Origin of the sequence: Pseudomonas sp. AE27, from assembly GCF_037113495.1 — a bacterium.
In the GTDB taxonomy this organism is placed as follows: Bacteria; Pseudomonadota; Gammaproteobacteria; order Pseudomonadales; family Pseudomonadaceae; genus Aquipseudomonas; species Aquipseudomonas palmensis.
In genome coordinates, this window is the sequence record NZ_CP146966.1 from 2,702,149 (window position 1) to 2,718,846 (window position 16,698).

General features: G+C 67.2%; 17 protein-coding genes. 7 read left to right on the forward strand and 10 right to left on the reverse strand.

Annotated elements, in window-relative coordinates; all coding sequences use genetic code 11:
* Positions 1 to 51 precede the first annotated feature (51 nt).
* Both V9K84_RS12435 and V9K84_RS12440 read right to left on the reverse strand, forming a co-directional pair.
* Positions 52 to 339, reverse strand: a complete 288-nt coding sequence (locus V9K84_RS12435) for a hypothetical protein (RefSeq protein ID WP_043863089.1) — start codon at positions 337 to 339, stop codon at positions 52 to 54.
* Positions 340 to 395: 56 nt separating this feature from the next.
* On the reverse strand, positions 396 to 1,001 hold the full coding sequence (locus V9K84_RS12440) for an arylesterase (protein WP_043863090.1): 606 nt from the start codon (positions 999 to 1,001) through the stop codon (positions 396 to 398).
* A gap of 10 nt (positions 1,002 to 1,011) precedes the next feature.
* Between V9K84_RS12440 and V9K84_RS12445 the strand changes: the two genes are divergently transcribed.
* Genes V9K84_RS12445 through greB form a run of 3 tightly spaced genes read left to right on the forward strand, consistent with a single transcriptional unit; the run spans position 1,012 to position 4,737 of the window.
* Complete coding sequence (locus V9K84_RS12445; RefSeq protein WP_043863091.1) at positions 1,012 to 1,695, forward strand: ABC transporter ATP-binding protein; 684 nt, start codon at positions 1,012 to 1,014, stop codon at positions 1,693 to 1,695.
* A complete protein-coding gene (locus V9K84_RS12450; protein ID WP_088515673.1) occupies positions 1,696 to 4,203 on the forward strand; it encodes an ABC transporter permease in 2,508 nt (835 codons plus the stop codon).
* 36 nt (positions 4,204 to 4,239) lie between these two features.
* Positions 4,240 to 4,737 carry a transcription elongation factor GreB gene (gene greB / locus V9K84_RS12455; protein WP_043863093.1) on the forward strand — a complete coding sequence of 166 codons (498 nt, stop codon included), beginning with the start codon at positions 4,240 to 4,242 and terminating at the stop codon, positions 4,735 to 4,737.
* A gap of 4 nt (positions 4,738 to 4,741) precedes the next feature.
* Here the strand turns inward: greB and V9K84_RS12460 are convergent, their stop codons facing one another.
* From V9K84_RS12460 to V9K84_RS12470, 3 genes are all read right to left on the reverse strand, one after another.
* Complete coding sequence (locus tag V9K84_RS12460; RefSeq protein ID WP_054915688.1) at positions 4,742 to 5,050, reverse strand: hypothetical protein; 309 nt, start codon at positions 5,048 to 5,050, stop codon at positions 4,742 to 4,744.
* 361 nt (positions 5,051 to 5,411) lie between these two features.
* A complete protein-coding gene (locus V9K84_RS12465; RefSeq protein WP_043863095.1) occupies positions 5,412 to 5,843 on the reverse strand; it encodes a DoxX family protein in 432 nt (143 codons plus the stop codon).
* Between the two features lie 106 nt (positions 5,844 to 5,949).
* Positions 5,950 to 7,371, reverse strand: a complete 1,422-nt coding sequence (locus tag V9K84_RS12470) for a transglycosylase SLT domain-containing protein (protein WP_088515672.1) — start codon at positions 7,369 to 7,371, stop codon at positions 5,950 to 5,952.
* Positions 7,372 to 7,535: 164 nt separating this feature from the next.
* Here V9K84_RS12470 and V9K84_RS12475 point away from each other — a divergent pair, with 164 nt between their 5' ends.
* The 3 genes from V9K84_RS12475 (at position 7,536) to V9K84_RS12485 (ending at position 10,198) form a co-directional block, all read left to right on the forward strand.
* Positions 7,536 to 8,342, forward strand: coding sequence for a TatD family hydrolase (locus tag V9K84_RS12475; protein ID WP_043863097.1), 807 nt, complete (start codon positions 7,536 to 7,538; stop codon positions 8,340 to 8,342).
* Positions 8,343 to 8,428: 86 nt separating this feature from the next.
* The gene (locus V9K84_RS12480) at positions 8,429 to 9,907 is read left to right on the forward strand and encodes a methyl-accepting chemotaxis protein (protein ID WP_054915686.1); all 1,479 of its coding nucleotides are present in this window, start codon (positions 8,429 to 8,431) and stop codon (positions 9,905 to 9,907) included.
* Between the two features lie 84 nt (positions 9,908 to 9,991).
* Positions 9,992 to 10,198 carry a hypothetical protein gene (locus tag V9K84_RS12485; protein ID WP_052504289.1) on the forward strand — a complete coding sequence of 69 codons (207 nt, stop codon included), beginning with the start codon at positions 9,992 to 9,994 and terminating at the stop codon, positions 10,196 to 10,198.
* A gap of 1 nt (position 10,199) precedes the next feature.
* Here V9K84_RS12485 and V9K84_RS12490 read toward each other — a convergent pair whose 3' ends face one another.
* From V9K84_RS12490 to V9K84_RS12500, 3 genes are all read right to left on the reverse strand, one after another.
* On the reverse strand, positions 10,200 to 11,003 hold the full coding sequence (locus tag V9K84_RS12490) for a thioesterase family protein (RefSeq protein ID WP_088515671.1): 804 nt from the start codon (positions 11,001 to 11,003) through the stop codon (positions 10,200 to 10,202).
* Positions 11,004 to 11,087: 84 nt separating this feature from the next.
* The gene (locus V9K84_RS12495) at positions 11,088 to 11,855 is read right to left on the reverse strand and encodes a CHAD domain-containing protein (protein ID WP_043863100.1); all 768 of its coding nucleotides are present in this window, start codon (positions 11,853 to 11,855) and stop codon (positions 11,088 to 11,090) included.
* Between the two features lie 14 nt (positions 11,856 to 11,869).
* Entirely contained in the window at positions 11,870 to 12,148 is a 279-nt protein-coding gene (locus V9K84_RS12500; protein ID WP_043863101.1) for a hypothetical protein, read from the reverse strand.
* 160 nt (positions 12,149 to 12,308) lie between these two features.
* Here V9K84_RS12500 and V9K84_RS12505 point away from each other — a divergent pair, with 160 nt between their 5' ends.
* Entirely contained in the window at positions 12,309 to 13,328 is a 1,020-nt protein-coding gene (locus V9K84_RS12505) for a patatin-like phospholipase family protein (protein WP_078480475.1), read from the forward strand.
* Between the two features lie 16 nt (positions 13,329 to 13,344).
* Here the strand turns inward: V9K84_RS12505 and V9K84_RS12510 are convergent, their stop codons facing one another.
* Together V9K84_RS12510 and V9K84_RS12515 are read right to left on the reverse strand one after the other, a co-directional pair.
* On the reverse strand, positions 13,345 to 14,043 hold the full coding sequence (locus V9K84_RS12510) for a response regulator (RefSeq protein ID WP_043863103.1): 699 nt from the start codon (positions 14,041 to 14,043) through the stop codon (positions 13,345 to 13,347).
* Positions 14,040 to 16,694, reverse strand: a complete 2,655-nt coding sequence (locus tag V9K84_RS12515) for a sensor histidine kinase KdpD (protein WP_043863104.1) — start codon at positions 16,692 to 16,694, stop codon at positions 14,040 to 14,042. Before V9K84_RS12515 ends, V9K84_RS12510 begins: the two co-directional genes overlap by 4 nt.
* Between the last annotated feature and the right edge of the window lie 4 nt (positions 16,695 to 16,698).

Below are 16,698 nucleotides of genomic sequence, written 5' to 3' on the forward strand. Positions count from 1 at the left end.
ATCGGGAGGCATCCGGGCACAGAACCCTTGCCAAACGTAAAAGATCCGACGTCAGGCCTGCAGCTCGGGCCATACCGGACGCGTACCGCGCCGCTGCGCCTCGAGGATCGCCCGGCACAGGCGGCACAGGCGCTGGTCACGGTAGATGCTGCGTTCCACACCCGACCAGCGCGGTTGCGCCGGCAACAGGGTGCCACACAGGGTACGGTCGACGGAGCCGCCCAGTTCGAGTTGGCGGGCGATCAGGTGGACGCGACTCTCCTGGCAGGCGAACAGGTCAAGCTGTTCGTCAGGCTCGATCAATTGATAGGCATACAGGGACCAGGCGGGACGCGGCATCGGGGGCTCCAAATCGGGGGCGCAACATTAGCCGAAAGCCGATCAGTATAAAAGCGTCAAAGCAGCGGTTTTATTGATGGCCAGGCATTTTCCAGCAACTGCGCCTGGGCGCCCTGCCCCGGATGGATGCCATCGGCCTGCATCAGCTCGGGCACGCCACCTACCCCTTCGAGAAAGAACGGCACCAGCGGCACGTCCTTTTCCTTGCCAAGATCGGCATACACCTGTGCGAACGCATCGGTGTAGCGCTTGCCATAGTTGGGTGGCAGGCGCATGCCCAGCAGCAGCACCCTGGCACCGGCATCACGGGAGCGATCGATCATCGAGGCAAGATTTTGTTGCAATTGCGCCGGTGCCTGCCCGCGCAGCCCGTCATTGCCGCCCAGCTCCACCACCACCAGGCTGGGCTTGTGCTCTGCAAGCAGCGCAGGCAGCCGCGCCTGGCCCCCGGCACTGGTGTCGCCACTGATCGAGGCATTGACCACCTTGTCATCGAAACCCTCGGCCTTGAGCCGCTGTTCGAGCAGGGCAACCCACCCCTGACGGGTATCCAGGCCAAAAGCGGCACTGATACTATCCCCAACGATCAACACCGTTCCTGCCGATGCGCCCTGGGCCATGCACAGCAAGGCCAGGCCTGCACTCAATAACCACACTCGCATTGGATTCTCCATGGGCCCCAGCATCTTGACTGCGCGCAACCTTAGCAAAGTGGTCCCCAGCGCGGAAGGCGACCTGACCATCCTGCACGAACTGAGCCTGGAATTGAAACAGGGCGACAGCCTGGCCATTGTCGGCGCCTCCGGCTCGGGCAAGTCCACCCTGCTCGGCCTGCTGGCCGGCCTCGACCTGCCCAGTGCAGGCTCGGTGACACTGGCCGGGCACGACCTGGGCCCGCTCGACGAAGACCAGCGCGCCCAGGTCCGCGCCGAGCATGTCGGCTTCGTGTTCCAGTCGTTCCAGCTGCTCGACAGCCTCAATGCCCTTGAGAACGTGATGCTGCCGCTGGAGCTGGACGGACGCCGCGATGCCCGCGAACACGCCCGCAGCCTGCTCGAACGGGTCGGCCTGGGCCAGCGCCTGAGCCATTCGCCACGCCAGTTGTCCGGCGGCGAGCAGCAGCGGGTGGCAATTGCCCGCGCCTTTGCCGCCGAGCCTGCGGTGCTGTTCGCGGACGAGCCCACCGGCAACCTCGACAGCCACACCGGTGAACGCATCAGCGACCTGCTGTTCGAACTGAACAAGGAACGCGGCACCACCCTCGTCCTGGTCACCCACGATGAACGCCTGGCGCACCGCTGCGGCCGGCTGATTCGCCTGGAAGCCGGCCACCTGGTCACCCCGCTGGAGCCCTAGATGGCACACCTGTCGTTTCTGCGCCTGCCGAGCCTGGCGTTGCGTCAACTGATGCGCGATGCACGCGCCGGCGAACTGCGCGTGCTGTTCTTCGCCCTGCTGGTGGCCGTGGCCGCCAGCACCGCCATCGGCTACTTCGGCGCCCGCCTGAACGGCGCCATGCTGCTGCGTGCCACCGAGTTCCTTGGCGCCGACCTGGTGCTGCAGGGCAGCGCCCCGGCCACCCCGGAACAGATCCGCAACGGCGAACAGCTGGGCCTGGCCCATGCGAAAGTGGTCGAGTTCTCCAGCGTGATCGCCACCGACAACGGCATCCAGCTCTCCAGTGTCAAGGCTGCCGGCACGGGTTACCCGCTGCGCGGGGAGCTGCGCAGTGCCGCCGAGGCCTACGGGCCGGAGGTGGCCGGCGGTGGTCCGGCGCCGGGCGAAGCCTGGGTCGAGTCGCGCCTGCTGGCGGCGCTGAACCTCAAGATCGGTGACAGCGTCGACGTGGGCATGAAGACCCTGCGCCTGAGCCGCGTGCTGACCTATGAGCCGGACCGCGCCGGCAACTTCTACAGCCTCACTCCGCGGGTGCTGATGAACCTGGCCGACCTGGATGCCACCGGCGTGGTGCAGCCCGGCAGCCGGGTCACCTACCGCGACCTGTGGCGCGGCGAGCCCCAGGCCCTGGCAAGCTACACCCAGGCTACCAAGGCGGGGCTTGCCGCCCACCAGCAACTGCGCGACTCGCGTGACGGCAACCAGCAGATCGGCGGTGCACTGGGCAAGGCCGAACGCTACCTGAACATGGCCAGCCTGGTGGCGGTGCTGCTGGCCGGCGTGGCCGTGGCGCTGTCGGCCAGCCGTTTTGCCATGCGCCGCTTCGATGCCAGCGCCCTGCTGCGCTGCCTGGGCCTGTCCCGGCGCCAGGCGCTGAGCCTGTTCTGCCTGCAACTGGCGATTTTGGGCAGCGTGGCAGCCCTGGGGGGCGCATTGCTCGGCTGGCTGGCGCAACTGGGTCTGTTCGCCCTGCTGCAGGGCCTGCTGCCTTCGCAGGTGCCGCCAGGCGGCATCGCCCCGGCCCTGGCCGGGATCGCCACCGGGCTGGTGGCGCTGGCCGGCTTCGCCCTGCCGCCATTGGCAGCGCTGGGCCGGGTGCCGCCGCTGCGTGTACTGCGCCGCGACCTGCTGCCGGTGCCGGCAAGCAGCTGGCTGGTGTATGGCGCAGCGCTGTTGGCCCTGGGCCTCATCATGTGGCGCCTGAGCCTGGACCTGCTGCTGACCTTCGCCCTGCTCGGCGGCGGTCTGGTGGCCGCGCTGGTGCTGGGCGGTATGCTGCTGCTCGGCCTGCGCAGCCTGCGCCGGCTGCTGGCCGGCGCCCCGCTGGCCTGGCGCCTGGGCCTGGGGCAACTTCTCAAGCATCCGCTGGCGGCGGCAGGCCAGTCGCTGGCCTTCGGCATGATCCTGCTGGCCATGGCCCTGATCGCCCTGCTGCGCACCGAGCTGCTCGACACCTGGCAGAACCAGCTGCCCAAGGATGCTCCCAACTATTTCGTGCTCAACATCCTGCCGGACGACAAGGATACCTTCGCCCAGCGCCTGAACGAATTCTCGGTCCATGCCGCGCCGTTGTTCCCGGTGATTCCCGGGCGCCTGACGCTCATCAATGGCGAACCGGTGCGCGAGATCGTCAGCAAGGAATCCACCGGTGACCGCGCCGTCCAGCGCGACCTGAGCCTGACCTGGGCCGCCGACCTGCCCCAGGGCAACACCTTGAGCGCCGGCCAGTGGTGGCAGGCACAGCCAACGGCCGATGCCTTGCCCGGCGTGTCGGTGGAGGCGCAGCTGGCCGAGAGCCTCAAACTCAAGCTGGGCGATACCCTGACCTTCAGCATCGGTGGCCTGGAGCGCCAGGTACAGGTCAGCAGCCTGCGCACGGTCAACTGGGACAGCTTCCAGCCCAACTTCTACATGATCTTCCAGCCCGGCACCCTGCAGGACCTGCCGACCACCTATCTCACCAGCTTCTACCTGGCCCCAGGCCACGACCAGCAGGTGGTGGCCCTGTCGCGGGCGTTCCCGGCAGCCACCATCCTGCAGGTCGATGCGCTGCTGGAGCAGTTGCGCAGCATCCTGGCCCAGGTGACCCTGGCGGTACAGTACGTGCTGCTGTTCGTGCTGGCGGCGGGCCTGGCCGTGTTGTTCGCCGGGCTGCAAGCCACCCTGGACGAGCGCATCCACCAGGGTGCGCTGCTGCGGGCACTGGGTGCCAGCCGCAGCCTGCTGGTCAAGGCCCGGCGCATCGAGTTCGGCCTGCTGGGCGCCGCCAGCGGCCTGCTCGCGGCGCTGGGCACCGAACTGATCAGCCTGCTGCTGTACCGCTACGCATTCGACCTGCACTGGAGCCCGCACCCGTGGCTGCTGCTGTTGCCGGTGATCGGTGCGTTGCTGGTGGGGGGGGCGGGGGTATTCGGCACGCGCCGGGCGCTCAATGCCAGCCCGCTGACAGTGCTTCGCGAGGGCTGATAGACTCGGCGGCTACCTACCCGAGCCTGGAAGCCCATGAGCCGATACCGCCCGCCCCGCACTGCCGGCACCGCACTGATCACCCCACAGGGCGAGGCGCGCATGCGCGCCGAGCTGCATGAACTGTGGCATGTGCGCAGGCCCCAGGTGACCCAGTCGGTCAGTGAGGCAGCAGCGCAAGGTGACCGTTCGGAAAACGCCGAGTACACCTACGGCAAGAAGATGCTGCGCGAAATCGACAGCCGCGTGCGCTTCCTGACCAAGCGCCTGGAAAACCTGAAAGTGGTGAGCGAACGGCCCAGCGACCCGAACAAGGTGTACTTCGGGGCCTGGGTCACGGTCGAGAACGAAGACGGCGAACAATCGCGCTACCGCATCGTCGGGCCCGACGAGCTGGACTTGAAACTGGGCCTGATCAGCATCGATTCGCCCCTGGCCCGCGCCCTGATCGGCAAGGCGCTGGACGCTGAAGTGCGGGTGCAGACACCGACTGGCGAACAGACGGTGTACATCGTCGAGATCGAGTACCCCTGAGCGATCAGGCGCGGGTGATCAAGCCCTGGCGGGCGACGCGGGTCAGGTGGTGGATCACTTCGGCGGCATCGGCCCTCGAGGGCGCCTGCACCACGGCCAGGTCGAAACGGTCGTTGCCGAACCGGGCGAGGGTTTCGCAGGAGTCGGCGAACTGGATCAGGAACGCCGTGGCACGGCCTTTGGGGCGGGGCCAGCCATCGAGGTAGCGCAGCAGGGTCGGCTGGTGTTTGCCGCTCAGCAGAATGCGCGGCGTGCGAGCCGCCTGGCTGGTAGGGAGAGGGGTGAGGCAAACGCTGGTACGTGGGCAACTCATGGTGTACTTCTCTGTGCCTCGCAGATCCCGCTGGGCTGCGGTGCGAGGCGTCACCGAACCAGCGCTTTAGCGGTATTCGGACGACCTGCTGGTGGTCTTCCTGCGCCCCGCAAGTAGCTGTTTAAATCGGCGCAAGCCAGCATCCTAGAGAAGCGCCGGCCCGGCTGTCAACAATGCCATCGTCTGATAAACGACCCGGACGCCGGAAAAACAAGCGAGTTTCTCGCATTCGACGGCGACGCCGGTTCCTGCACTTGCCGGCGCCCCTGAAGGCGCCTGCGTTGCCGCAGAAGCAAGCAGCCGGGTCGGGCACAAAAAAGGGCCTGCAATGCAGGCCCTTTTTGTGCCACAACGCCAAGGCTCACTTGGCGATCATGCGGTCCACCGACGCCCTGCCCGCCCCTTCCACCAGTACCGCAATCGCGCCACCCAGCAGCGCCAGGGCGAACTCATAGCCGTTGTTGGCCATGAACAGACCGTTGCCGATGTGCACCGAGAAAATCGCCACCAGCAGCAACCCCACCAGCGCCAGGGCCGCCGGGCGTGCCAGCAGGCCGATGACCAGTGCCAGCCCGCCGAAGAACTCGGCACCACCGGACAGCGCCGCCATCAGTGTCGGCGGGGTCAGCCCCAGGCTTTCCATGTACTGCGCGGTGCCTGCCAGCCCGCCGCCACCAAACAGGCCGAACAGCTTCTGCGAGCCATGGGCCATGAAGATGATGCCGATGAAGATGCGCAGTACGGTAATGCCCCAGCCGGCGCGGGTGAACAATACGGAGTTGATGGCGTTCATGCTGTCTTCCTTAAGCGATGCAGGTGTGTGGTAGAGGTCGCCATCTTAATCATATTTTCAAATGTTAAAATCGCGATTATCTGCACATACAAATCGTAATTTTCGATTACTTGCGTGAGGCCACTTTTCGTCCCCGGGCTTCCAGCGCGTCGCGTTCGCGGTCGAATGCCAGAAAGTACTTGTTGACGCTATTAACATAGCTGACCGGCCCCATTCCCACCTGCTCGAGCGCCACACGCTCTACCTGAAAGAACCACTGGTTGGGGTTCAGGCCGCGTCGCCGCGCCTCGGCCCGCATGGCCTGAACCCGCTCCGGCCCCAGGTTGTAGCCGGCCAGCACGAACGCCATGCGCTCGCGTTCGTTGAGCTGGTTGCTGGAAAAGAACTTGCGCCGGATCAGTGCCAGGTAGCGCGCGCTGGCCTGTACATTGCCATCGACATTGGCGATATCGCTGATTCCCACCCGCTGCGCCGCACCGGGGGTGATCTGCATCAGCCCATGGGCGCCACCTGCGCCCCTGGCCGCCGGGTCGAGGGCCGACTCCTTGAACGCCAGTGCCGCCAGGTTCAGCCAATCCAGGTTCTGGGCCTGGGCGTGACGCTGCAGCACCGGCCGCAGTTTTTCCAGGCGCTGGCGGTTGGCCTGGGCCAGCGGGTAATGCACCTTGTACAGGCGCCGGTAGATACGCTCGAACGCCACATCCTGATCGGCCGGGGCGTGATACCCCTTGAGGAAGCGATCGACATTGGCGTGCAGCATCGCCGCGTCGCGGCGCACGTACCAATGCATCGCCTCGGGCTGGGCCAGCTGCACCTTGCGCTGCACCAGCAGCTTGGGCATCACCTGCGCCCAGCGCCGGGCAATCGGCTGTTCGACCACGGTCAGGTGGAAGATGCCGGCCTGCACCATTTCCAGCACATCCTCCACCGCAAGGCTGGGGTCCGCCCATTCCACCTTGAGCGGCGCCAGCTTGCGCAGGGCCAGGCGCTGGTTGATTTCGTGGAGGGTATCGCCTGCCGCACTCGAACTGGTCAGGGTCACGGTGCGGCCGGCAAGCTGCTCGACGCGCTGGTAGGTCCGTTCGCCCTTGCGCCCCACCAGCACCAGCGGCACATTCTCCAGCACCGGGTCGCTGGCCATCACCCCGCGGGTGGAACTCAAATCGATCAGCTCGCCGGGCGCCACCAGATCGCCCTCGCCACGCTGCAATGCGCCGATCAACTGGTCCTTGGCCTTGGGGATGATCTTCAGGCGGATCTGCTGACCGTCACGGGCACGCCCGTTGAGATAATGCTCGAAGGCGATCAGCCGATGGTATTCGATGCCCACCGGCTGGCCCTTGACCTCGCCGGAGCTGTTGCGGCTCTGGTTGACCAGCACGCGCAACACCCGGCTTTCACGGATCTGCGCCAGGTCGCGCACCTTGGCCGCAGGCACCGCCTGCTGCGGGCCAGGCAGGCGTGCGTGGGCCGGGCCGGCGCACAGCAGGCCCACACACAGCAAAAAAAGCCAAAGTGATCGCGTCATCCGGTCTCCGGCAAAGGGCCGCGATTGAGTATTTGACGCCATAATGAGCGGTCGGTCCGTGACAATTGACCGCAAAAGACCGCGACAACTTCTTGAAGTTCTTGGCGTTATTGGTATTTTTCGGCGCTGCCAAGCGCTTTTGCCGCACAACCTGAGGTAGCACCATGCAACTCATCGACATCGGCGTCAATCTGACCAACCCAAGTTTCGACGGCAAGCACGAGGCCATCTTGCAGCGTGCCGAGGCCGCCGGGGTGCATCAGATGCTGGTGACCGGTACCAGCCTGGCCGGCAGCGAAGCCGCGCTACACCTGTGCGAGCAACTCGACCCGCAGGCCCGGCGCCTGTTCAGCACGGCCGGTGTACACCCCCACGATGCCAGCAGCTGGAACAGCGACACCGCGCGCCATCTGCGCGCGCTGCTCGAACAGCCACGGGTGCACGCGGTGGGTGAATGCGGGCTGGACTTCAACCGCGACTTCTCGCCGCGCCCGCAACAGGAAAAGGCCCTGGAAGAACAACTGGCACTGGCGGTGCAGCTGCAGATGCCGGTGTTTCTGCACGAGCGTGATGCCAACGAACGCCTGTTGCAGATTCTCAAGGACTACCGCGACCGCCTGCCCGCCGCCGTGGTGCACTGCTTTACCGGCGAGCGCAGCGCCCTGTTCAGCTACCTGGACCTGGACCTGCACATCGGCATCACCGGCTGGATCTGCGACGAACGTCGCGGTACCCACCTGCACCCGCTGGTTGCCAGCATCCCCACTGGCCGCCTGATGCTGGAGAGCGACGCCCCCTACCTGCTGCCCCGGACCCTGCGCCCCAAACCCAAAAGCGGTCGCAACGAACCGGCCTACCTGCCCGAAGTGCTGCGCGAAGTGGCCCTGCACCGGGGCGAGACACCCGAGCAAGTGGCTGCGCACACCAGCGACTGCGCCCGGCGCTTCTTCGGGCTCCCCGACATAGTTTGACGCATATCAAGATTTGTCTTTGAATTGGCTGGCACACTGATGGCACCTTGCCAAATTGTTTCCGCTCAATCAGAGAAGACCTATCCATGGGTGCCTGGCTCAGCAATATCTCACTGAAGTACAAGTTCTGGGCGGTGAACGCAGTCGCCTTCGTCACAACCCTGTTCGTGGTGCTGTATGCGGTGCACCTGGAAACCCGCGCCAGGGCCGAGACGGCCCAGGCCCGGGTGCAATCCGAAGCCCGCCTGCTGGCCGCCTGGCCCGCCGGCCAGGCCTTGCCGCAGAACGCCACCTGGGTCAGCTTCACACCCGGGCAGGCGCCCACCTTCGATGGCCAGGCGTTGCCGGCCCTGGCCACTGCCCAGGGCTGGGTCGAGCTGAACGGCATGCCGCTGCTGGGCAGCGACCCGCTGATCGGCGCGCAGGTCATCCAGCGCGATGGCCAGCAGATCGCGGTACTGGCCCAGGCCCCGAGCATGGCGCAGGTGTTCACCGACCGCTTCGTCAACTATGCGGTGTGCGTACTGATCCTGATGCTGGCCATGCTGTGCGCCTCGCAGTTGCTGATCCGCTTCCTGCTCAGCCAGCTCAACATCCTCAAGGACGTGATGCTGCACGTCGAGAAGACCGGTGACCTGTCGGCACGGGTGCCGCTGTCCTGCGGCGACGAGATCGGCCAGATGGCCAGCGCCTTCAACGCCATGCAGACCACCTACCACCGCGTGGTCAACACCGTGGCGCGAACCGCCGCGCAGCTGGATGCCGGCGCCGCGCGCCTGGCCGCCAGCATGAACGAGGTGCGCCACGGCATGCTCGGCCAGCAGAGCGAAACCGACCAGGCCGCCACCGCCATCAACGAAATGACCGCCACCGTCTACCACATCGCCCAGCATGCCGGCGCCACACGCGACCTGTCGCAAAGCGCCGACACCCTGGCCGGCAGCGGCAAGGACGTGGTCAGCCGCGTGCAGTCGTCGATCTCGGGGCTCTCCACCGGCGTGCAGCAGACGGCCGAGATGATCCGTCAACTGGCCGAGGACAGCCAGAAGATCAACAGCGTGGTCGGGGTGATTCACAGCATCGCCGAACAGACCAACCTGCTGGCCCTCAACGCGGCGATCGAGGCGGCCCGTGCCGGCGACCTGGGCCGCGGTTTCGCGGTGGTGGCGGACGAGGTGCGCAACCTGGCCAAGCGCGTGCAGAGCTCCACCGATGAAATCACCACCATGGTCTCTGCCCTGCAGGCCGGCACCCGCGATGCGGTGGAGTTCATGACCGAGAGCTCGTTCAAGGCCGACGACTGCGTCAAGCAGGCCCAGGAAGCCGGCGAGGCCCTGGCGGAGATCACCGGCGCGGTGGCGCAGATGCGCGAGAGCAATACCCAGATCGCCGTGGCGGCCGAACAGCAGAGCCAGGTGGCCGAAGAGATGAACCGCGCAGTGGTGAGCATCCGCGACGTGACCGAAGAGACCGTGCAGCAGACCGTCGACTCGGCCACCACCAGCAGCGAACTGGCCACCCTGGCCGGCGAGCTGAACAAGGCCATCGGTCAACTCAAGCTATAAACGCGATAGCCGCGCGCAATTGGCCCCCTGGCGGGGGCCAAACTACGCTTGGGTTATTCGTTTTGCACCTTGAGGAGAACCGTGATGAACAAGCACCTGTTTCACCTGCCCCACTGGCATCACGCCCCTCGTACCCCCACCAACATCGCGCTGCAGCTGATTGCGCTGCCGCTGCTGGCCATCGGCGCGCTGCTGGTCTTGAGCGGCGCGCTCGACGCCGACCTGGGCACCCTGGCCGTCGGCGTCATCGGCCTGCTGGCCGGTGTGGCGGTGGAGCGCCAGCGCCAGTGATTCAGGCGAACACGGTCACCGTCTGGCGGCTGATGGCAAGCAAATCACCGGCTCCGTTCCACAAGGCGGCCGCCACATGGCCGTAGCCGTCACGCGCGTAGTCGATCTGGGCGCAGTACTGGCACCAGTCCAGGGTGGTCAGGCTGGCCACCGGCTGCACGAACTCGATGGTCCAGGTCAGGGTGCTGCCGGCAGCGGGCTTGCTCAGGTGCGGCATCAACGCCGGTGGCCAGGCATCGACCAGCGCCAGCAGGTGGGCTTCGGTCACCGGCTCCTCGACCACATCCTCACCGCGCAGGCGCACCCAGCCGCCCATCTCGCGTGACCGGCTACCGCTGAACGGCAAGCCGCCAATGCCCCAGCGCATGGCCAGGTGGCGAATGAACTCGGGGGTCACGCCCTTGATGAAGGGCAACTCGGGGCTGGACTCGGCAAGGCTTCTCATCGGCACCGGCGCCAGCCCTGACACCTGCACCACCGAATCGCGCCCGGCACCGAAACTGCCCTGCACCAGGGTCACCACCTGGCCATTCTGTACCGCGCGCCCCAGCAGCGAGCTGACCGCCTTGCCGTCACGCAACAGCTCCACCTCGAAACTGATCGGCACCCCAGGCTCGGCCGGCCCTACGAAGGTGATGGCCAGCGAGCGCACCGGACGGTCCGGGGCGACCTTGGCGTGCATGGCCTCGTACACCAGCGCCGCCATCAGCCCGCCGAAACAGGCACGCCCCTGGGCCCATTCGGCCGGGATGGTCACCGCCTGGGGCTGCAGGCGCACGGCGGTGAGCAGTTGGGAAAAATTCATCGGGACCTCGACCAGTGGGCAAATGTGGCGATGTTAACCAGCCGCCGCGCCGCGCACAGGCCGCATTTGCGCCAAACACGCGACTTATCGACGTTGGATTTCGCTCAGCAGTGTCTCCAGCGTGCGGTCGGCACGTTGCTCGGCCGCCGCCTGTTGCGCCTGCCAGTGCGCCACGCAGGGCGCCAGGCCAGGCTGCTGCTCGGCCTGCAACAGCCACTGCAACAGGTCGTGCCAGTCGCCCAGATCGCCCTGGGCGCGCTTGAGCCCGCGGCGCAGGGCCGGGCGCAGGCGTTCGAGCTGTGGATAGGCCTCGGCGCCATAACGCACCCGCTTGATCAGCAGGCGCAGGCGGTGGCGGTCGTGCGCCGGGTCGTTCATGGCCGCCTGCAGGTTGCGCCACTGCTTGTGCAGGCGCTTGCCCACCCGCGCCTCCAGGCGGCGTACCAGGCCCTGGCGCTGGGCCGCGCGCAGGAACATCGGGAAGGCATCGATGATCGCCAGCAGCCGCGCAAGCTCGGCGCTGGCCGCCACCCGGGCAAAGGTGCGGGCCGGGTCGCCAAGCTGCTGGCGGGCCACCTCGGGCAGCCCGCGTTCGAGCAACTGCGCGGCCAGCACCTCGCGATCGCGCAGCGGCGTGGTCAGGCGCCCCAGCTCGGCGGCAGCATCCTCCAGCTTGTCCACCCCCGGCAGCCCGCGCAGGGGCCGCAGCAGGCTGCGCAGGCGACGCACGCTGGTACGCAGGTCATGCAGCGCCTCACTGTCGGTATTGGCCGCCAGGCGCGCCTGGCAGGCCAGCAGGCGCACGTGCAGGGTCAGCACCTGGGCGATCACATGGTCGAGCATTGCCGACATGGCCTGGTCCTCCCTCAGCGCCCGGCGCGCGATTCACGGATGTAGAAGCGTGCCTTCTCGGCCTTGTTGCTGCAGCCTTCGAAAGCTTCGAACTGCTGCTGGGTCTTGGCGCCGGTCAGCAGCGACAGGGCCTTGGAATAGCTGACCGTGCCGGCGAAGCCCTCGGCCTTGGCCAGGTCCAGCTCCTTCCAGGCCGAATCCAGCTGATTGGCGCAGCTGTCCCGGTACGCCGTCTTGCCGGCGCAGCCGCTCAGTACCAGGGCAATCAGGGGCAGGCAGATCCAGGCTTTCATCGGTGTTACCTCAAAAGGAAAATGTTCGGGGTGGCACTTCGACGGCACGCACGCTGAAAAGTGCCCTGCTCAGCGTAGCCCAGCGCTTGTCACGATTGAAGCACAGCCCTGAATGGGTGCATTGTTAGGCCCACGAGCAGAACAGCCGCAAGGAACGACCATGAGCAAACGCGTAGCACTGGTGCTGGGGTCGGGGGGCGCCCGAGGGTATGCACACATCGGCGTGATCGAGGAGCTGGAGCGGCGCGGCTACGACATCGCCTGCATTGCCGGGTGTTCGATGGGCGCGGTGATCGGCGGCATCTACGCCGCCGGCAAGCTCGACGACTACCGACGCTGGATCGAGAGCCTGGATTACCTGGATGTGCTGCGCCTGGTGGACGTGAGTTTCAGGCTGGGCGCGATTCGCGGCGAGAAGGTGTTCGGGCAGATCCGCAAGATCGTCGGCGAGGTCAACATCGAGAACCTGCGCATCCCCTACACCGCAGTGGCGGCCGACCTCACCAACCAGCAGGAGATCTGGTTCCAGGAAGGCTGCCTGCACCAGGCCATGCGCGCCTCGGCGGCGATCCCCAGCCTGTTCACCCCCGTGGTGCAGGGCAACCGCATGCTGGTCGATGGCGGCATCCTCAACCCGTTGCCGATCATCCCGGTGGTGTCCAGCCACTGCGACCTGATCGTGGCGGTGAACCTCAACTCCACCAACCAGAAGCATTACCAGTTGCCGGTGATCGAGCGGCCGGCGGCGTTCAAGTTGCGCTTCGACAACCTGATCAACTCGCTGGGCTCGCACCTGCCGTTCCGGCGCAAGGCCGCCGAAGGGCTGATCCGCATCGAGCAGGCGGCGCCCAACCCGTGGCTCAGCGATGCGGCCGAGCCCGAGGCGCAGCAGCCCTCGGCGGCGCCCGAGACTGACGGCGCGCCGAAATCGGCGGCCGGCTCGTTCATTGTCGACAACGTGGGCCCGGCTTCGCTGCTGGACCTGATCAACCAGAGCTTCGAGGTGATGCAGACGTCGCTGGCGCAGTACAAGATCGCCGGCTACCCGCCGGATGTACTGATCAACGTGCCCAAGCGGGTGTGCCGGTTCTTCGAGTTCTACAAGGCGCCGGAGCTGATCGCGCTGGGACGCGAGATTGCACGCGATACGCTGGACAACTATGAGGCCGAGAGGCGCTAGGCCGGCGAAGAGGCCCTCAAGCCTGCTCCGGCCCGATCAACCGATACCCCACCCCCGGCTCGGTCACGATGAACCGCGGCGCCGTCGGGTCGTCCCCCAGTTTCTGCCGCACATGCGCCACCACGATGCGCAGGTAGTGGCTGTCCTCCACATGGGTGGGGCCCCAGATATCCTTGAGCAACTGCTGCTGGGTGATCACCCGCCCCGGGTGACGCGCCAGTTGCGCCAGCAACGCATACTCCTTGCGGGTCAGCGCCACCTCCTCGCCCGCCAGGGTCACGCGCCGGTAGGCAAGGTCCACGGTCAACGGGCCGAAGCGCGGCGCCGACTCTTCGGCCACCGCCTGGGGCACCTGGCGCAGCAATGCGCGCACCCGCGCCAGAAACTCCTGGATGCCGAACGGCTTGGTCACGTAGTCATTGGCCCCGCCGTCCAGCGCCTCGACCTTCTGCACTTCGCTGGCCCGCACCGACAACACCAGCACCGGCACCTGGCTCCATTCGCGCAGTTCGCGCAGCACCTGCTGCCCGTCCATGTCGGGCAACCCCAGGTCGAGCACCACCAGCTCCGGCCGACCCAGCGCCGCCTGGCTCAGGCCCTCGGCACCGGTGCCCGCCTCCAGCACCTTGTAGCCCTGCGAGCCAAGGCTGATGCGCAGGAACTTGCGGATCTGCGGTTCGTCGTCGATGACCAGCACGGTCGCGGTCTGGCTCATGGGGTCTCGCTGTCCAGTTCAGGTTGGGCCGGAAGCGGCAAGCATAGTGTGATGCAGGTGCCACGGCCATCGATGCCGTCCTCTACACGGATCTGCCCGCCATGGGCGCCGATCATGCCCTGGCAGATCGCCAGCCCCAGCCCCGTGCCCTGCCCGCCCCGGTCCCCGCGCGCAGCGGTGTAGAACATGTCGAAGATGCGCGCCCGGTCCTGCGGCGCAATCCCCGGGCCCTCGTCGGCGACGGCCAGGCACAGCTGCTCGCCTTCCACACTCACCCGCAGTTCGAGGCGCCCGTGGGCCGGCGAGAAGCGCGCCGCGTTCTCCAGCACATTGATCAGGGCCTGCTCGATCAGTGCGGCATGCACGAACAGCAGCGGCAGCTCTGCCGGCACCTCGGTGCGCAACTGCAACGGGGCCAGCACCACGCGCAGGCGGCTAAGGGCGCTGCCGACGATGTCGGTCGGCGCCACCCAGTCGCGCGCGAGCTTGAGCCCGCCATGCCCCAGGCGGGTCATGTCGAGCAGGTTCTGGATGTAACGGTCCAGGCGCTCGGCCTCGTCGCGGGTACCTTCGAGCAGCTCGCGACGGTCGTGCTGACTGATTGCCTCACCCAGTGCCAGCAGGCTGTCGATGCTGCCGCGCATGGCAGTCAACGGGGTGCGCAGGTCGTGGGACACCGAGGCCAGCAAGGCACTGCGCAACTGTTCGGTTTCGCCGTGCAGGCGCGCCGCCTCCAGCTGATCGGCCAACCGCGCCCGGGCCAGGGCCTGGGCCAATGGCTGGCTGAGGGCTTTGAGCAGGCGCCGGCGCTGGGCCGTCAGCACCTGGCCCTCGCGCGGGCGTACCCCCAGCAGGGCCAGCGGGCCTTCCTCCACCGACAGCGGCCACCACCACCAGCGCCCGTTGGGCAAGGTGTCGCTGCCAAGGCCGGCGGCCTGGTCATGCTGCCAGGCCCAGTCGGCGGCCGCCCGCTCGGTGTCATTGAACTGCAGGGCACCGCCGCTGGCCACCTGCAGGCGACCTTCGGCATCGCGTTCGAGCAGGCACATCTGCACGTCCGTCCAGCCCTCCAGGTGGTGGCTGGCGGCATTGAACACCGCCTGGCGGTCGGTGGCTGCGGTCAGCCGGCGGGTCAGGTCCAGCAATTGGCCGGTCTGCTCCTGGGTTTCGCGCAGCGCCTGCAACTGACGCCGCTGGCGCGCCGCCAGGTTGCCGGTCAGGGCGGCCATCAGCAGAAAGAACACCAGGGTCAGCACGTCCTCCTCGCGCTGGATGCTCAGCGAGAAATTCGGCGGTATGAACAGAAAGTCGTAGGCCAGAAACGACAGCGCGGCGCACACCAGCGCCGGGCCCAAGCTGCTGCGCACCGCCACCAGCAGCACTGCTGCCAGAAACACCAGCGAGATGTTGGGCAGCGCCAGCACCCCGGCCACGCCCCAGGCCAGTGCACTGGCCAGCACGGTGGCAAGCAGCGCCAGCAGGTAGTGGCGCCAGGCCCAGGCTCGCGCCACCGGAGCGCTGACCGGTTCTGGCTGTGCGTCGCGGTCGAGCACGTTGATTTCCAGCCCGTGGGCCTCGCGCAACAGGCGCGCCGCCACACCGGCACCGAACCAGCGCCGACGCAGCCGATCACGCGACTGGCCCACCAGCACCAGGCTCGCACGCCGCTCCAGCGCATGCTGGATCAAGGTGTTGGCCACCTCGCCGGCGCGCAGCACCACCACTTCGCCGCCCAGCCGCTCGGCCAGCTGCTGGGCGGCCTGCAGGCGCTGGCGTGCGGTTTCGTCGCGCAGGCGGCCGTTGTCCACGTGCACCAGGCTCCAGGGCAGGTGGCGGCGCTGTGCCACGCGGCTGGCATGACGTACCAGGCGCTCGGCCTGGGCATCGCCATCCACCCCCACCAGCAGGCGCCCACGCAGCGCCGGCGCATCCTGGCCCAGGCTGCGGTAGCCGTGGGCGAGGTCGGCATCGACCTGGGCGGCGGCGGTCTGCATCGCCAGCTCGCGCAGGGCCGTCAGGTTGGTCTGGGTGAAGAACGCATCGATCGCCGCCCGCGCCTGCTCCGGCACGTACACCTTGCCGTCGCGCAGGCGTTCTAGCAGCTCGCGCGGCGGCAGGTCGATCAGCACCAGTTCGAAGGCTTCCTGCAGCACCCAGTCGGGTAGCGTTTCGCGCACCTGCACGCCGGTGATGCCGCGCACATGGTCATTGAGGCTTTCCAGGTGCTGCACGTTGACCGTGGTGTACACGTCGATACCGGCCGACAGCAGCTCCTGCACGTCCTGCCAACGCTTGGCGTGGCGGCTGCCGGGGGCGTTGCTGTGGGCCAGCTCGTCCACCAGCGCCAGTTGCGGGGCGGCCTTGAGCAGGCCGTCCAGGTCCATTTCCTCCAACTGCACGCCACGGTACTCGGAGCGCACCAGCGGCTGTTGCGGCAAGCCGCCCAGCAGCGCCTCGGTTTCGCTGCGCCCATGGGTTTCGACGATGCCCGCCAGCACCCTCACCCCCTGGCGCAACTGCGCATGGGCGGCCTGCAGCATGGCGTAGGTCTTGCCTACGCCGGGCGCTGCGCCCAGGAACACCTTGAGCCGGCCGCGCCCCTCGCGCGGCAACTCGGCCAACAACGCATCGGCGCGTTCAGAATCACTCATGGTC

Bases quoted from the DNA above. Each gene is read 5' to 3' on its own strand.
- V9K84_RS12435 (WP_043863089.1), bottom strand. From the start codon at position 339: ATGCCGCGTCCCGCCTGGTCCCTGTATGCCTATCAATTGATCGAGCCT.
- V9K84_RS12440 (WP_043863090.1), bottom strand. From the start codon at position 1,001: ATGCGAGTGTGGTTATTGAGTGCAGGCCTGGCCTTGCTGTGCATGGCC.
- V9K84_RS12445 (WP_043863091.1), top strand. From the start codon at position 1,012: ATGGGCCCCAGCATCTTGACTGCGCGCAACCTTAGCAAAGTGGTCCCC.
- V9K84_RS12450 (WP_088515673.1), top strand. From the start codon at position 1,696: ATGGCACACCTGTCGTTTCTGCGCCTGCCGAGCCTGGCGTTGCGTCAA.
- greB (WP_043863093.1), top strand. From the start codon at position 4,240: ATGAGCCGATACCGCCCGCCCCGCACTGCCGGCACCGCACTGATCACC.
- V9K84_RS12460 (WP_054915688.1), bottom strand. From the start codon at position 5,050: ATGAGTTGCCCACGTACCAGCGTTTGCCTCACCCCTCTCCCTACCAGC.
- V9K84_RS12465 (WP_043863095.1), bottom strand. From the start codon at position 5,843: ATGAACGCCATCAACTCCGTATTGTTCACCCGCGCCGGCTGGGGCATT.
- V9K84_RS12470 (WP_088515672.1), bottom strand. From the start codon at position 7,371: ATGACGCGATCACTTTGGCTTTTTTTGCTGTGTGTGGGCCTGCTGTGC.
- V9K84_RS12475 (WP_043863097.1), top strand. From the start codon at position 7,536: ATGCAACTCATCGACATCGGCGTCAATCTGACCAACCCAAGTTTCGAC.
- V9K84_RS12480 (WP_054915686.1), top strand. From the start codon at position 8,429: ATGGGTGCCTGGCTCAGCAATATCTCACTGAAGTACAAGTTCTGGGCG.
- V9K84_RS12485 (WP_052504289.1), top strand. From the start codon at position 9,992: ATGAACAAGCACCTGTTTCACCTGCCCCACTGGCATCACGCCCCTCGT.
- V9K84_RS12490 (WP_088515671.1), bottom strand. From the start codon at position 11,003: ATGAATTTTTCCCAACTGCTCACCGCCGTGCGCCTGCAGCCCCAGGCG.
- V9K84_RS12495 (WP_043863100.1), bottom strand. From the start codon at position 11,855: ATGTCGGCAATGCTCGACCATGTGATCGCCCAGGTGCTGACCCTGCAC.
- V9K84_RS12500 (WP_043863101.1), bottom strand. From the start codon at position 12,148: ATGAAAGCCTGGATCTGCCTGCCCCTGATTGCCCTGGTACTGAGCGGC.
- V9K84_RS12505 (WP_078480475.1), top strand. From the start codon at position 12,309: ATGAGCAAACGCGTAGCACTGGTGCTGGGGTCGGGGGGCGCCCGAGGG.
- V9K84_RS12510 (WP_043863103.1), bottom strand. From the start codon at position 14,043: ATGAGCCAGACCGCGACCGTGCTGGTCATCGACGACGAACCGCAGATC.
- V9K84_RS12515 (WP_043863104.1), bottom strand. From the start codon at position 16,694: ATGAGTGATTCTGAACGCGCCGATGCGTTGTTGGCCGAGTTGCCGCGC.